Origin of the sequence: Ruegeria sp. R14_0 (assembly GCF_017743975.1) — a bacterium.
Classification (GTDB): Bacteria; Pseudomonadota; Alphaproteobacteria; order Rhodobacterales; family Rhodobacteraceae; genus Ruegeria.
In genome coordinates this window covers 951463-966219 of record NZ_JAGHRC010000001.1, presented here as the reverse complement: position 1 = coordinate 966219, position 14757 = coordinate 951463, and the positions used below count along the sequence as shown (strand labels likewise).

General features: G+C 57.2%; 17 protein-coding genes. 9 read left to right on the top strand and 8 right to left on the bottom strand.

Annotation, left to right across the window (positions count from 1 at the left end; genetic code table 11):
- Window positions 1–23: 23 nt before the first annotated feature.
- The 5 genes from J7416_RS04740 (at window position 24) to J7416_RS22760 (ending at window position 5688) form a co-directional block, all read left to right on the top strand.
- The gene (locus J7416_RS04740; protein ID WP_209223537.1) at window positions 24–317 is read left to right on the top strand and encodes a DUF1153 domain-containing protein; all 294 of its coding nucleotides are present in this window, start codon (window positions 24–26) and stop codon (window positions 315–317) included.
- 82 nt (window positions 318–399) lie between these two features.
- Window positions 400–1116 (top strand): response regulator transcription factor CtrA, encoded by a 717-nt coding sequence (locus tag J7416_RS04735; protein ID WP_209223536.1) that lies wholly within the window; start codon window positions 400–402, stop codon window positions 1114–1116.
- A 124-nt stretch (window positions 1117–1240) separates the two neighbouring features.
- Entirely contained in the window at window positions 1241–3367 is a 2127-nt protein-coding gene (gene ligA / locus J7416_RS04730; protein WP_209223534.1) for an NAD-dependent DNA ligase LigA, read from the top strand.
- Window positions 3364–5454, top strand: coding sequence for an ATP-dependent DNA helicase RecG (recG, locus tag J7416_RS04725; RefSeq protein WP_209223824.1), 2091 nt, complete (start codon window positions 3364–3366; stop codon window positions 5452–5454). Before ligA ends, recG begins: the two co-directional genes overlap by 4 nt.
- Window positions 5455–5565: 111 nt before the next feature.
- Window positions 5566–5688 (top strand): hypothetical protein, encoded by a 123-nt coding sequence (locus tag J7416_RS22760; RefSeq protein ID WP_280636808.1) that lies wholly within the window; start codon window positions 5566–5568, stop codon window positions 5686–5688.
- A 185-nt stretch (window positions 5689–5873) separates the two neighbouring features.
- Here J7416_RS22760 and J7416_RS04720 read toward each other — a convergent pair whose 3' ends face one another.
- Both J7416_RS04720 and J7416_RS04715 read right to left on the bottom strand, forming a co-directional pair.
- Window positions 5874–6512 carry a MarC family protein gene (locus tag J7416_RS04720; RefSeq protein WP_209223532.1) on the bottom strand — a complete coding sequence of 213 codons (639 nt, stop codon included), beginning with the start codon at window positions 6510–6512 and terminating at the stop codon, window positions 5874–5876.
- A 59-nt stretch (window positions 6513–6571) separates the two neighbouring features.
- Window positions 6572–7024 carry an iron-sulfur cluster assembly scaffold protein gene (locus J7416_RS04715; protein WP_209223530.1) on the bottom strand — a complete coding sequence of 151 codons (453 nt, stop codon included), beginning with the start codon at window positions 7022–7024 and terminating at the stop codon, window positions 6572–6574.
- A gap of 48 nt (window positions 7025–7072) precedes the next feature.
- On the opposite strand from J7416_RS04715, the gene hisI reads away from it, so the two are divergent.
- Complete coding sequence (gene hisI, locus J7416_RS04710) at window positions 7073–7462, top strand: phosphoribosyl-AMP cyclohydrolase (protein ID WP_209223528.1); 390 nt, start codon at window positions 7073–7075, stop codon at window positions 7460–7462.
- A 5-nt stretch (window positions 7463–7467) separates the two neighbouring features.
- On the opposite strand, the gene gluQRS is transcribed toward hisI, so the two are convergent.
- From gluQRS to J7416_RS04690, 4 genes are all read right to left on the bottom strand, one after another.
- Complete coding sequence (gluQRS, locus tag J7416_RS04705; RefSeq protein WP_209223526.1) at window positions 7468–8361, bottom strand: tRNA glutamyl-Q(34) synthetase GluQRS; 894 nt, start codon at window positions 8359–8361, stop codon at window positions 7468–7470.
- Window positions 8358–8972, bottom strand: a complete 615-nt coding sequence (locus tag J7416_RS04700; RefSeq protein ID WP_209223524.1) for a methyltransferase domain-containing protein — start codon at window positions 8970–8972, stop codon at window positions 8358–8360. Before J7416_RS04700 ends, gluQRS begins: the two co-directional genes overlap by 4 nt.
- A gap of 37 nt (window positions 8973–9009) precedes the next feature.
- Window positions 9010–10350 (bottom strand): methylenetetrahydrofolate--tRNA-(uracil(54)-C(5))-methyltransferase (FADH(2)-oxidizing) TrmFO, encoded by a 1341-nt coding sequence (trmFO, locus tag J7416_RS04695; protein ID WP_209223522.1) that lies wholly within the window; start codon window positions 10348–10350, stop codon window positions 9010–9012.
- A 264-nt stretch (window positions 10351–10614) separates the two neighbouring features.
- Window positions 10615–11400: an enoyl-CoA hydratase gene (locus J7416_RS04690; RefSeq protein ID WP_209223520.1), complete on the bottom strand. Its 786-nt coding sequence runs from the start codon at window positions 11398–11400 to the stop codon at window positions 10615–10617.
- A 58-nt stretch (window positions 11401–11458) separates the two neighbouring features.
- On the opposite strand from J7416_RS04690, the gene J7416_RS04685 reads away from it, so the two are divergent.
- The gene (locus J7416_RS04685; protein ID WP_209223518.1) at window positions 11459–11902 is read left to right on the top strand and encodes a PaaI family thioesterase; all 444 of its coding nucleotides are present in this window, start codon (window positions 11459–11461) and stop codon (window positions 11900–11902) included.
- A gap of 56 nt (window positions 11903–11958) precedes the next feature.
- Here J7416_RS04685 and J7416_RS04680 read toward each other — a convergent pair whose 3' ends face one another.
- The gene (locus J7416_RS04680) at window positions 11959–12186 is read right to left on the bottom strand and encodes a DUF1127 domain-containing protein (protein WP_209223516.1); all 228 of its coding nucleotides are present in this window, start codon (window positions 12184–12186) and stop codon (window positions 11959–11961) included.
- A gap of 99 nt (window positions 12187–12285) precedes the next feature.
- On the opposite strand from J7416_RS04680, the gene J7416_RS04675 reads away from it, so the two are divergent.
- The gene (locus tag J7416_RS04675; RefSeq protein WP_209223514.1) at window positions 12286–13689 is read left to right on the top strand and encodes a PLP-dependent aminotransferase family protein; all 1404 of its coding nucleotides are present in this window, start codon (window positions 12286–12288) and stop codon (window positions 13687–13689) included.
- Window positions 13690–13693: 4 nt separating this feature from the next.
- Here the strand turns inward: J7416_RS04675 and J7416_RS04670 are convergent, their stop codons facing one another.
- The gene (locus tag J7416_RS04670; RefSeq protein WP_209223512.1) at window positions 13694–14056 is read right to left on the bottom strand and encodes a hypothetical protein; all 363 of its coding nucleotides are present in this window, start codon (window positions 14054–14056) and stop codon (window positions 13694–13696) included.
- A 242-nt stretch (window positions 14057–14298) separates the two neighbouring features.
- On the opposite strand from J7416_RS04670, the gene rplM reads away from it, so the two are divergent.
- Entirely contained in the window at window positions 14299–14757 is a 459-nt protein-coding gene (gene rplM / locus J7416_RS04665; RefSeq protein WP_039536983.1) for a 50S ribosomal protein L13, read from the top strand.

The window sequence follows — 14757 nt, the reverse complement described above, 5'->3', positions numbered from 1 at the left end:
CGCAGTTGAAAAAGGGGCGAGAGATGTTTTTGCACAAAGTCGAAGGGCCAAGGTCTGTAACCCTGCCTGATGGAACGGTTTTATCGCGCGCTGATCTGCCACCGGCCGAGACGACCAGATGGGTCGCTTCTCGCAAGATCATAGTGGTACGCGGCGTTCTTTACGGTCTGATTTCGCTATCAGATGCCAAAAAACGGTACGGCCTCAGCGATGAAGAGTTCAATTCCTGGGTTTCTGCAGTGGCTGAACACGGAACAGACGCTTTGAAGGTCACGGCTCTAAAAAAATATCGACAACTTAAAGATGAATGTGAATAAATGATTCAACGGTAACGTCAGATTAACCATTTTTGATCAGGCTCATTTTGAAATTGGTAAGTTGACTAAATTGGAGCAGTAAATGCGTATACTTCTTGTCGAGGATGATCCTACCACGTCCAAAAGCATCGAATTGATGCTGACACACGCCAATCTGAATGTTTATGCCACAGACTTGGGCGAAGAAGGCATCGATCTTGCCAAGCTGTACGATTACGATCTGATCCTGCTGGACCTGAACCTGCCGGACATGAACGGGCACGAAGTTCTTCGACAGCTTCGCATCGCGCGGGTTGAAACGCCCATTCTGATCCTGTCTGGCGCTGATGATACCGAAAGCAAGATCAAGGGCTTCGGCTTTGGTGCCGACGACTACATGACCAAGCCCTTCCACCGCGAAGAACTGGTCGCCCGCATTCACGCGATTATCCGACGGTCCAAGGGGCATTCGCAGTCGGTCATTCATACCGGCCGTGTGGCTGTTAATCTCGATGCCAAGACCGTCGAAGTTGAAGGCAAGGCCGTGCATCTGACCGGTAAGGAATACCAGATGCTCGAACTGCTGAGCCTGCGCAAAGGGACCACTCTGACCAAAGAAATGTTCCTGAACCACCTCTACGGCGGCATGGATGAACCTGAGCTAAAGATTATCGATGTGTTCATCTGCAAGCTGCGCAAGAAACTCAGCAACGCAACAGGCGGTGAAAACTATATCGAAACGGTCTGGGGCAGGGGGTACGTTCTGCGCGATCCCCAAAGCAACAGCGTGGATGACCGCCGGATCGCGGTTGGCGCCTGACCTTTCGTGAACTTTGGTCGCCACCGGTCCAGGGCGGCCCCCTCACTCACTGAACAGCACGGCTGGACCTAGCCATGCCCTCGCCCTATCACTGGGATCAAATACGACGTGACAGGGCGAGGGCATGAGCGATTCAATTTCAATAACCGAGCTGACAGAAGAACAGGCACGCGCAGAACTTGAGCGGCTGGCCGGACTGATTGCGCGTGCAAACACGCTGTATCATGCAGAAGATGCCCCTGACATTTCCGATGCAGAGTATGACGCGCTAAAACGGCGCAACGCGGATATCGAAGCGCGTTTCCCTCAGTTGAAACGACCCGACAGCCCCTCGGATCAGGTGGGTGCCCGCCCTGCGGAAGGCTTTTCGAAAGTCGAGCACGCAGTACGCATGATGTCGCTGGGCAATGCGTTCGATGATGAAGACGTTGCAGATTTCGATCGCTCGATCCGAAAGTATCTGGGGCTGGATGACGCAACCGCGCTGTCCTTCACGGCCGAACCGAAAATAGATGGTCTATCCCTGTCCTTGCGATACGAACAGGGCAAATTGGTGCAGGCAGCGACGCGCGGCGACGGAGAGGTCGGTGAGAACGTCACTGCAAACGCCTTCACCATTGCTGATATACCGCACAGCATCGACGACGCTCCGGATATTCTGGAAGTGCGCGGCGAAGTTTATATGTCTCACGATGATTTCGAAAAGCTCAACGCTCGGCAGGCGGAACAAGGCGAGAAACCCTTCGCCAACCCGCGCAATGCGGCTGCAGGGTCGTTGCGACAGCTTGATTCAAACATCACACGATCCAGACCGTTGCGCTTTTTTGCCTATGCCTGGGGCGAACTGTCAGAGCCGTTGTCCGAGACACAAATGGGGGCCATCGAACGATTGGCTGGATTTGGTTTCTCGACCAACCCTCTGACTGCATTGTGTGAAACGACCGAGCAGATGCTTGATCACTACCGCAGCATCGAAGCGCAACGCGCGACGTTGGGCTATGATATCGACGGCGTGGTCTACAAGGTGAACGATCTGTCGTTGCAGGCCCGCTTAGGTTTCCGGTCCACGACGCCACGCTGGGCGATTGCTCATAAGTTTCCGGCAGAGCTGGCTTGGACGCGGCTTGAAGCGATCGATATCCAGGTTGGTCGAACTGGTGCACTCAGCCCGGTCGCACGGTTGCATCCGGTCACCGTTGGCGGGGTCGTGGTGTCCAATGCGACGCTGCACAATGAGGACTATATTGCCGGTCGCGACGCCAAGGGTGGCACGATCCGCGATGGCAAAGACATCCGGGTTGGCGATTGGGTGCAAGTCTACCGCGCCGGTGACGTCATCCCCAAAGTAGCGGATGTCGACATATCAAAACGCCCGGAAGGTGCCGAACCTTATGTCTTTCCCATGTCCTGCCCTGAATGCGGCAGCGATGCAGTCCGTGAGGAAGGCGATGCTGTTCGACGCTGTACCGGCGGCATCATTTGCCCGGCGCAGGCTGTTGAAAAACTGAAACATTTTGTTTCTCGGAAAGCCTTCGACATCGAAGGTCTGGGCGCGAAACAGATCGAAATGTTCTACGACGACCCCGACCTGCCGGTCAGAACGCCCGTCGACATATTCACTTTGCAAACCCGCGATGCGGCAAACCTCAACAAGTTGGCCAACCGTAAGGGTTGGGGCGCGCAAAGTGCCGGGAACCTCTGGGCTGCGATTGATGAAAAGCGTCAGATTCCCTTTGGTCGCTTGTTGTTTGCCCTCGGTATTCGCCATGTGGGTGAGGCTGCGTCCAACCTGATCGCGAACCATTATGGCACCTGGGCGGGTTTTGAACGTTCGATTAGCGCCGCCGCCGATTTCGAAGGCCCCGAATGGGACGATCTGCTGGCGATCGACGGTGTTGGTGAGGTTATGGCCCGCGCGCTGGTGTCCGCCTTTGCACAGCAAGCCGAACGCGCCAGCATAGATGCTCTGGTCGCGCAGCTGGACGTTCAGGATGCAAAACGCCCCGACACTTCGGGCAGCCCCGTTGCGGGCAAAACGGTTGTCTTCACTGGCACGCTGGAAAAGATGACCCGGGCCGAGGCCAAAGCCCGGGCCGAGGCACTTGGGGCTAAGGTCTCGGGCTCGGTCAGTAAAAAGACCGATCTGCTGATCGCGGGTCCGGGTGCAGGATCGAAAGCCAAGAAGGCAGCTGAGCTTGGTATCGAAACGCTGGATGAGGACGAATGGCTGCATCTGATCGGCACCGCATGAGTGGCCGTCCCGAAACGCTGTTTCCGCTATTCGCAGGGCTGGAAACGCTTGAGGGCGTGGGTCCCAAAACCGCGCAAACCATGGTGCAGGCGGGGATCGAGACGCCGCGCGATGTGCTGTTTGGCTTACCTTATGCGGTCGTCGACCGCCGACGGCGCGATACGATCAAGGGGGTCGACCTTCCCACAACGTTGACCGTTGAAGTCACAGTTGGCACGCATCGGCCCTCACGCAATCGGGGCGGAGCCTATCGTGTTCATGTCGAAGACTCGCAGTCCGATTTCCAGTTGGTCTTTTTTCACGCGCGCGGTGATTACCTGAAAAAGGTTCTGCCAGAGGGCAGCCGCCGGGTGATCTCGGGCAAGCTGGAGCTGTTCGATGGCATGGCGCAGATGGTTCACCCTGATCACATGCTGCCGGTGGACAGCGCGGGCGACATACCAGAGTTCGAGCCAGTCTATCACCTTACGCAAGGCATCACCCAAAAGACCGCGTATAAGGCTGCCCGCAGTGCGCTGGCTCGGGCACCGAAGCTGGCGGAATGGATTGATCCAGCGCAGGTTGCACAGCAAGGTTGGGCAGATTGGGCAACGGCCGTATCTTCGGCCCACAATCCGCAAGGCGCAGATGATGTGGCGGCCCATGCGCCAGCCCGCGAACGGCTGGCATATGATGAGCTTTTTGCCCATCAGGTGACACTGGCCCTTGCGCGTCAGCGCGAGCGTAAGGCGCGTGGGATTGTGAGTGTTGGGTCTGGGGCGCTGCAGTCCAAAGTTCTGGACAGTCTTCCATACAAACCGACGGACGCTCAGATGCGGGCGATCAAAGAAATCACTGCGGATATGGGGTCGGACGCGCGGATGAACCGCCTGCTACAAGGTGATGTTGGCGCAGGGAAAACTTTGGTGGCCTTCATGGCGCTTCTTGTCGCGGTTGAGGCGGGTGGTCAGGGCGTGATGATGGCTCCGACCGAGATCCTGGCACGGCAGCACCTCGAGGGTCTGCGCCCGCTGGCAGAAGAGGCTGGCGTGGTGCTGGAGATCCTGACGGGCCGCGACAAAGGTTCCGAACGACGCGCCAAGCTGGCCGCACTGAAACAGGGCGACATTCAAATTCTGGTTGGCACCCATGCGGTGTTCCAAAGCGATGTTGAGTTTCAGGCCCTGCGGTTGGCCATTGTTGACGAACAACACCGCTTCGGGGTGCGACAGCGGATGGAGTTGTCGGAAAAAGGGCAGGGCGCCGATGTTCTGGTGATGACGGCCACGCCAATCCCGCGCAGTTTGGCCTTGGCGCAATACGGGGACATGGACGTCTCGGTTCTGGATGAAAAACCGCCAGGTCGGAAGCCGATCAAGACGGCCATCATCAGCACGGACCGGATGGAGGAGGTCGTCGCGCATTTAAGGAAAGCGATCGATGACGGCCGGCAGTGCTATTGGGTGTGTCCTCTGGTCGACGAATCCGAGGTTTCGGACCTGACCGCCGCCGAAGAACGTTTCAAACGTCTGCGCGCAGTTTTGGGCGAAGGTATGGTCGGGCTTGTTCATGGCCAGATGCCCGCCGCTGACAAAGATGCAGCCATGGCCGCGTTTCAGGATGGTCGCACAAAAGTTCTGGTCGCTACGACCGTAATTGAGGTGGGGGTGAACGTACCCAATGCCTCGATCATGGTGATCGAACGGGCCGAGATATTCGGTCTGGCCCAGCTGCACCAGTTGCGTGGGCGGGTTGGGCGCGGAGAGGCGGACTCGACTTGCCTGCTGATGTATCAACCACCACTCAGCGAGGGTGGACGAAAACGTCTTGAGGTTCTGCGCGAGACCGAGGACGGGTTCAGAATTTCCGAGACGGACCTGCAGATGCGCGGCGCGGGCGACCTGATTGGAACCGCCCAGTCCGGGTTGCCAAAGTTCCGCATTGCGGATTTGGAGCGGCAGGCCGGATTGATGGCTGTCGCTCAGTCCGACGCGCGCAACCTGTTGAGCAAGGACCCAAAACTAACCTCGGACCGGGGACAGGCGGTGCGTATTCTGTTGTGGTTGATGAAACAGGATCAGGCTATCCGTTTAATTTCAGTAGGTTAGCGAAAGCGTTCCCATAAGTTCACAAATGTTCTCAAAAAGTTCTTTACCGACTCGGCAAAATATGAGAACAAAAGGTCAACAAAGGATTAAAACCCGACCGGAGGTGAGACCATGCTGACCCAGATCAAAACCGCCATTAGCCGTTCGCAGTCCACGCTTTTGCAGGATGCGGCGGGCGCGGTGTCCCTGGTGGTTATTTTGGTCGTTGCCCTTCACCTACCCGGAACGTTCTGACCCTTTCTGCCTGCGATCTCGTGCCGAAAACACCGTGCTGTCGTCCCCATTTCAGTCAAGGGTGACCTGCCTGTCCCAATTCCCTTGAAAGGGCCATGCCTCGGCCCTGCGCGGAAAACCGGATCCCACACGAGACACGCATAGCCTGCCGCCGCCCTTTCCGCCCGGAAGGTGCGGCGGTTTTTTTATAACTGCCCGGTCTTGAAGATTTCCAACATCGCAGACAGAACCGAATTTACTGCGACCGAAGCCAAGATCATGCCCATAATCCGGCTGATAATCGCAGCGCCCGAGTGGCCGATCAGACGAATGATAGGCTCGGCCAGCAGCATCAAGACAAAGGCGACAGCCACAACCGACAGCATGACCAATGCGGTAATGCCTTGATCGGCCGCGCTGTAGCGGTTGTTGTCGGTCAGAATTACCACTGCCAGCATCGCACCCGGTGACGCCAAAGAAGGCACCGCCAGCGGGAAAATTGCAGGGTTGTGTTGATGGAATTTGTCTTCTTGATCATCCTCAGCAGCGCGTTGCTCGATCTCTTGCTTGCTTTCACCAAAAATCATGGTCAGCGCGAACAGGAACAGAATAATCCCACCCGCCACCTGGAATGAGTTCAACCCGATATCCAGGGCCTCGATCAGCAATTGTCCGAAGACAAGGAAGAACAACAAAACGCCAGCACTGATGATTGCGGCCAACAAGGCCGTTTTGCGCCGTGCGGCAGCGCCTAGCCCGGCGGTGACGGCGATGAAAACGGGGATGGTGCCAATCGGGTCAATGACCACCCAAAGGGTGACGAAATGTTCCAGTAAACTGTTCAAACCAAAAAACTCCCCAATGCTGCGCGGAGGTTAGATTGGTTTGCGTTGAATTACCATGCTCAGGCGCAATTGGCCTGTTCGGCTTGCTCAACCGCCTCTGCGGTCGCGTCCAACGCCAGTAGGATCGAGGCATGACGGTTCTTGTACTCGCGCGCGGGCATCAGCACTTCCAACCCGTCAAATGGCGCGTCCGGGGCCGGGCCGTTTTTTTTCAGCATATCCGACAGCTGATCCCGAGCGGTTTCAATCTGTGCCCGCGTGGCACCGATTACAGCGGACCCAACAACCGAGGCCGAGGCCTGACCCAAGGCGCACGCTTTGACATCCTGACCGAATCCGGACACGTGACCATTCTCAACCTTGACGTCCACCGTTACGGTTGAACCACACAGCGGCGAGCGTTTTTTGACGGTCGCATCGGGATTCTCAAGCCGCTCCAGATGCGGAATATCTGCGGCAAGGGCCAAAATGCGCCCGGAATACAGCTTGATCAGGTCGTTCTCGCCGGACATGGCTTTCCCTCGTTGCGTGTTCCCCATACATAGTGGCCACGCACCGGGATGCAAAAGGTTTTTATAATGTCCGAGACCATCACATTTGATCCATCAAGCCTGAAGTACAATGAGGCCGGTCTGATCCCGGCCATCGCGCAGGATGAAGCCTCAGGCGAAGTTCTGATGATGGCCTGGATGAATGCCGAAGCAGTTGAAAAAACACTGGAAACGCGCCGAGTGACCTATTGGTCGCGTTCGCGTCAGTCGTTCTGGATCAAGGGCGAGACCTCGGGCCATGTCCAGGAGTTGGTCGATTTCCGCGTGGATTGCGACCGCGATTGCCTGTTGGTTCTGGTGCGACAGACCGGGGCGGCCTGTCACACGAACCGGCGGACCTGTTTCTATACGGCTGTGCGCGACGGTAGCGAAGTTGAGCTGATGAAGCCGATGGAATAGGTCAATTACAGCCCGACAGTGGCCCTGATCTGTTCTGTCGTTGCGCCTTCGGTTCGGTATTTTGCGATGGCTCGGGCGTCGTCCCGTTTGGCCAGGCGTTTTCCCGCGTCGTCTCGTATCAGCATGTGATGGTGATAAACGGGTGTCGGCAGGCCAAGCAGTGCTTGCAACAACACATGTATACGCGTGGCCTCAAACAAATCCTGCCCACGCACCACATGCGTAACGCCCTGAGCTGCGTCGTCCAGCACTACGGACAGATGATAGGACGTCCCCATGTCTCGACGGGACAGGACCACGTCCCCAATGGTGTCCGTCAGCTCTTGTGCATTGAACGCGATTTGCCCGGTTTCACCGTTGGGGCCCGTTCCAAATTCAATGAAAACACTATTTTTGTGAATGACTTCTGGGGTAGCGTTAAACAAACCCGACGCACCGGCCGCCTTTGCGATGTCCAGACGCAGGGGTGTATCGGTTGGCATGGGGCCGGACCGCTGGGATCTATGCCGACAGGTACCGGGATAGATGAGTCCATCAGGTCCATGCAGGGGCACGCCTTCCTGTGGCGCTCCGGCAGCGGCGGCAATGTCCCGGCGGTTGCAGGTGCAGGGGTATAGCAAGCCGCGCGACCAGAGTTCTCTCAGCACGTCTTCATAGGCTGGCAAACGTTCAGACTGACGCATCACCGGGACCGGCCAGCGCAAACCAAGCCAACTCAGATCGTCATAGATCTGATCTTCCCAATGCGTGCGACAGCGCGAACGGTCAATGTCCTCGATCCGCAACAAGAACTGACCGCCGGCCGCAGCCGCCAAGTCACTGGCGAGTAGTGCAGAATAGGCATGACCAAGGTGAAGCGGCCCCGTAGGAGATGGGGCAAACCGAGTGATAAATGTCACGTTTTCTCAACAACATATACGTCGGACTTCAGGTCCATTCCCGGCAGATGCGGTCCGTATTCTCGAAAGAGCAGTCGAGCGGCTCCCATGTCCAGCCAATCGCTGAGGCGGGTGGTGAACGTCGGATCATCAAGCGTGTGGTCGTTGAACGAGAAGGCCAGCAATCCACCTTTCGGAAGGGCTTTCATCAGCATATCGAATGTCTCTGGCGGCGCGGCGCCTGTGCCGATGACGCCAATTGCCGTAATCGCTTTGTACGCATCCTGCTCTAGCGGGTTTGGGTCTGTAATCTCAAACGTCGTCAAACGCCGGTAGACACCCTTCGCTTCGGCCCCTTCAAGCATTTTGGGCGAGGGATCAACGCCATCAATCACCTGAAACCCAACGTTACTTAGCGCTTTGCCCGAAAGACCGGTGCCACAGCCATAATCTAGAACCGGTGTCTGAGGTTCGGACATCTTGGACCAAAGAGCCTCGGCAACCCGGCCAGGTGTGGCATAACCGTTTGATCCGACCTCGGCATCGTAAGACGAAGCCCATTTTTGATAATGCGCCCGGGTGTCCTCGGGTGTTTCAAGATCGTACGTATCTTTTAGGTATTTGTCGCTCATGCCGACATGTTAGGCCGGTTGGGCACAACGCGTCCAGTCAGCAATGCGCCAGCCAGTCGGTCCATTCTGCCTTGGCCCGGTCGGTATAAGCCTTATAGCGGTCCTTGCGACCCCGGCGACCGCCTTTTAGGCCATCTACGGGACGGAACAGGCCGAAATTCACGTTCATTGGCTGGAACGTCTTGGCCTCGGCCCCGCCAGTGATGTGGTGGATCAAGGCGCCCATGGCGCTGTCCTGAGGGATTTCAGGCAGGGGACGGCCCAGGATTTCCGCCGCCGCCAAGCGACCGGCCAGCAACCCCATGGCAGCGCTCTCGACATAGCCCTCGACACCGGTGATTTGACCAGCAAAGCGGATGTTCGGCTTTGTTTTCAAGCGCATCTGTGCATCAAGCAATGTAGGCGAATTGATGAAGGTATTCCGATGAATCCCGCCCAGACGGGCAAAGCTGGCGTTTTCCAAACCCGGGATCATCCGAAACACTTCGGTCTGCGCGCCGTACTTCATCTTGGTCTGAAAGCCGACAATGTTGAACAAGGTGCCCAGGGCATTGTCGCGCCGCAACTGCACCACCGCATGAGGTTTTACATCCGGCTGGTGTGGATTGGTCAGGCCGACCGGTTTCATCGGCCCGTGGCGCAGTGTTTCGCGGCCGCGTTCCGCCATGACCTCAATGGGCAGGCACCCATCAAAGTACCCGGCGGTTTCGCCTTCGTGGAATTCGGTTTTGTCCGCCGCCAGCAGGGCGTCGATGAACGCCTCGTACTGATCGCGATCCATCGGGCAGTTCAGATAGGCTGTGCGCTCTTCCTCGGTCTCGCCCTTGTCATAGCGCGACTGCATCCAGGCTTTGCTCATGTCGATGCTGTCGGCATAGACGATCGGGGCAATCGCATCGAAAAAGGCCAGAGCCTCGGCGCCGGTTTCCGCACGGATCGATTCGCCCAATGCAGACGAGGTCAGCGGACCGGTCGAAATGATCCAGTGGCCGTCCTCGGGCAGGGCAGTGACCTCGTCGCCTGTGACCTCAACACGAGGATGCGCCAGCAATTTCGCGGTGACCGCCTCGGCAAAAGGATCGCGATCCACGGCCAGCGCACCTCCGGCGGGCAAGCGATGCGCATCTGCGGTAGTCATGATCAGCCCATTGGCCGCGCGCATTTCCCAATGCAGCAGACCAACCGCGTTCTGTTCATCGTCATCCGACCGGAACGAGTTCGAACACACCATCTCGGCCAGGTTACCGGTTTGGTGCGCAAAAGTGCCTACTTTGGGTCGCATTTCGTGAATCACCACGTCCACGCCCATTTCCGCCGCCTGCCAGGCTGCTTCGGACCCGGCCATGCCGCCGCCCACGATATGCAATTTCTGTGTCATGGGGTGCCACATAGGGCAGAGCAACGCACAACGCAACATGGCCTGCGCGCGGTCAAAAAAACCTAGTGATTTAAGGGGGTACTTGGGGTCGCCGCAGCGGGAATGTCAACGCCGGTGAGAGAAACCAGCTTGGAGGGACCTTCCGCTTACAGCGACCCAAAAGCGTATCTGGGGCCTAAGCCTTGTCTCAGCATTGCCACAGTGTTGCCCTTTTGAAAAGTACAAAAATGCGAACAGTGGCGAAAATTTCGCCTAACAGTCCCCTTATTGTTCCCAATTTGGTGGTCTTTTTTCGATAAATGCGGAAATCCCTTCTTCGGTATCCCGATGCATCATATTCTGTGCCATTACCTCTCCGGTATAGGCATAGGCCTGTTCGATGGGCATTTCGAGCTGCTTGTAGAAGGCCTCTTTTCCGACTTTCACGGCTGATCCAAGCTTGTCTGCAAGCTGCTCAGCCAAAGCGTTGGTTTCATGTTCCAACTGCATCTCAGGCACCACACGATTGATCAGCCCCAGTTCAGCCGCGCGGTCCGCCGGGATGAATGCGCCGGTCGTCAACATCTCGAACGCCTGTTTGCGGGGGATATTGCGGCTGAGCGCCACCATAGGGGTGGAACAAAACAGCCCGATATTGACGCCGTTCACGCCAAACCGCGTGCCCTCGGCCGCTACGGCCAGATCGCAGGTGGCCACCATCTGGCACCCAGCGGCCGTGGCGATGCCGTGGACCTGGGCAATCACCGGTTGGGGCAGGGACTGGATCGACAACATCATCTTGGCGCATCTGGCAAAGAGATCCTGAAAATAGGCCTTGCCGCCATCCTCGCTTTGGCGGCCGGCGGTCATCTGTTTCAGGTCGTGGCCAGCGCAAAACGCCTTGCCTTCACCGGACAGGATCACCGCGCGGACACTGCTGTCGTTACTCAGGGCGTCGAACTCGGCCTGAAGGGCGGCCAGCATCTCGTCACTCAGGGCATTCAGGCGCTCAGGCGCGTTCATTTTCAGCCGTGCGACGCCGCCCGTGTCGTTACGTTCCAGAATTCCCATCTTGCTCTCCGATCTGATGTCGGGCCAACTCTAGGGCGGCAAGTCGAGGAGGGGAAGTATGTCGTTGGTTTTGAACCGTGAACAACTGTCAGAGTATTTGGCCCATGTTTTTCCGCAGGTCGAGCGTGACTTTGCCATCGAAGAGGTGGACGACAGTTCGATCACCGTGCGGCTCAAAGTTGAGGACAGGCACTTGCGGCCGGGGGGTACGGTATCTGGACCGTCCATGTTCAGCCTTGCCGATGTCAGCGTCTATGCATTGATCCTTGCGCTGAAAGGACGGCAGTCGCTGGCCGTCACAACCGGTTGTTCGATGGATTTTATGCGCAAACCTGACGGTCGGGCCGATATGATCGCGCGGTGCACGTTGTTGAAACTTGGCAAGACACTTGCCGTGGGCGACGTTCTGATGTTCTCGGAAGGCGCGGATAAACCTGTGGCGCGGGCTACAATGACCTATTCATTGCCGCCCGCGGGATCTGCCGCAGCAGCGTTTGGATAAAAAAGGGCCGGGAAAACCCGGCCCAGGAAGAGGTCCCGTTAGGGACTGGGGATTGGTTAATACTGCCAGAAATGGCGTTTGACCTCGCGGTTGGCCTGCGAACGGGTCAGACCCACGTCTTTCAACAAGCGATCGTCCAACTGCGACAGGTTAATCCTGCTGCGGCGCTGTCGTTCCCACATAGTGACAGTCGCCGCAAACCGCACGGCCAGCGCGGCGATCATCGGCAGCCGGGGACTGTCGTTCAGCAGCAAGAGGGCGGGGTTGTGCATATGGCGTGTCATCTTGGGTATCCTTTCAAATTGTATTGACACAAAGCATAAATGTTCGGTACATGTGATTGATACATTCATGATTGTGTCAAAAGCAAAGGAAGAATTGTAATGGATACAATTTGGCCGGAAGCACTGCCAAAGTCCAAAGGCCCCAAGTATTCCCTGGTGGCTGACACAATACGAAAAGCGATTGAGAACAAGGCGCTGGAGGTTGGAACCAAACTCCCGCCGGTCCGCGAACTGGCGTATCGATTACAAATCACCCCTGGCACAGTGGCGCGGGCCTATACGATTCTGACGGACGAGGGGTTGCTACAAGCCGAAGTCGGACGTGGTACATTTGTCGCCCCTCCAAAATCGCCTTTGCTGGATGACGTCTGGGCGCGCCAGCTTCACCTGCGCGAAGACAAATACAGCGCCGAGGTCAGCCTGTTTAGCCCGCGACTGCCAGATATGGGGCAGGTGGCTTTGATCCGGGAATGCCTGAAGAAAGTGTCGCAAGCCGATCCCCGATTGCTGATGAACTATCCGACCCGCGACGCTTATCAACCGATGCGCCAAGCTGTGGTCGAGTGGCTGTCGGACCTCCCGCTGGGTCCAGTGACCCATGATGACGTGGTGCTGACCCATGGCGGTCAGAACGGGCTGTGCCTAGTGTTTCAGACGATTTTGCGTGGCCCCAAGCCGGTCGTTTTGGTCGAAGACCTATCGTACGCCGGTTTCCGTCGCGCAGGGGAGTTGATGCGCGCCGAAGTCGTCGGTGTCAAAATGGACAAGTGGGGCATTGATCCGGCAGCGATGGAGCATGTTCTGCGACAGACCTCGGTGCAGGCAGTCTGTGTCTCGCCCGAGGTACAGAATCCGACAGGAACCCATACCCCGCTGGAGCGTCGCAAAGAGGTTGTCGAGGTCGCGCGCCGCTATGATCTGCAAATCATCGAAGACGATTGTTACCGTATGGGGGACGCGCGCGAACCCAGCTATCGCGCTTTGGCACCGGAGCGAGGGTGGCACGTCTCGTCGATCTCGAAAATTCTGACGCCTGCTTTGCGCGTTGGCTTTGCAATTGCCCCGCGCGAACGCAGTGTGGATCTGCGGCGGTCCGCGGAATATGGGTATTTCGGCCTTGCTCAACCACTGGCCGAATTGACCCGGTTGCTGTTGTCCGACCCTCGCACGGCGCAAATTGCCAAAGATGTCCGTAGCAGAATGGGGGAATACGTTCGGGTGGCCGTCAACGCCTTGGGTGGGTTCGATCTGAATTGGGCACCGGATGTACCCTTTGTGTGGCTCAATTTGCCGTCCGGCTGGCGCGCCGCAGCCTTTAGCCGCGCGGCGGAACGCGAGGGGATTCAGCTGCGTTCAGCCGATGAATTCGCCCTGCGAGACGGCCGCGCGCCCAATGCGGTACGCATTGCGATGAATGGGCATGTGTCGCTGGATCGGTTCGAAGATGCCATGCAACGCTTGCGCCGCTTGCTGGACAATCCGCCGGAACAGATCAGCGTCTGAGGTCTTAGACCAACGGGGCAGGGTCCCCGAAAAAACCAGCCAGATGCGAAATCTTACACTGATCATTCAACAGAACGAAATCATGGCCAGCTACCATAACGACGCCGTCGGGGTCGACCATGTGCCAGGTAAAGTGCACGACATCGTGATGCTTGTTCGGTGTGCTGGTCAGTTCTACCCGACCACCCGAGCTGTGCAGGACCTCCCCAATATGATTGCACAGGTTTGAAAGCCCGCTTACGTCCGCTGTTGGATCGACATACCTGCCATCTTCGGCAAAACATCGGTTGAGAAGGTCACGACGTTTGGTTTGGTCTGCCTCTTGCCAGGCCGCCCCATAGTCAGCGATGGTTTGCTGCCAATCCATTCTGCGTCCCTTCTATTTTCTGGTCATTGGTCCCAGCAGTATATCTCGCAGCAACCTTTTGCGGAAATTGAAGGTGGATTGATGGGGTAAAATAATACCTAATTTATAAGACATTGTTTATTATGGCTTTTAATACGTTTGATGTTGTTGACCTGCACGACAAGGCCCTCTAAATACGCTCCATCGAATTCGGGCCGCTCCGCCTTGGGGCGGTCTTTCACATCAAACAGGACTATCCTGCCATGAAAACCTTTTCTGCAACACCTGCAGACATCGACAAGAAATGGATCCTGATCGACGCCGAGGGCGTTGTTCTGGGTCGTCTTGCCTCGATCGTCGCCATGCGCCTGCGTGGCAAGCATAAAGCGTCGTTCACCCCGAACATGGACATGGGCGACAACGTCATCGTGATCAACGCTGACAAAATCCAGATGACCGGCAAGAAGCGCGAAGAAAACTTCTACTGGCACACTGGCCACCCGGGCGGCATCAAGTCGCGCACCAAGCAGCAGATCCTCGAGGGTGCACACCCCGAGCGCGTCGTGACCCAGGCGGTCAAGCGCATGCTGCCGGGCAACCGTCTGGCGCGTCAGCAAATGACCAACCTGCGCGTTTATGCCGGTGCCGAGCATCCCCATGAGGCGCAAGCGCCCGAAGTTCTGGACGTTAAGTCCATGAACAAGAAAAACACCCGGAGCTAA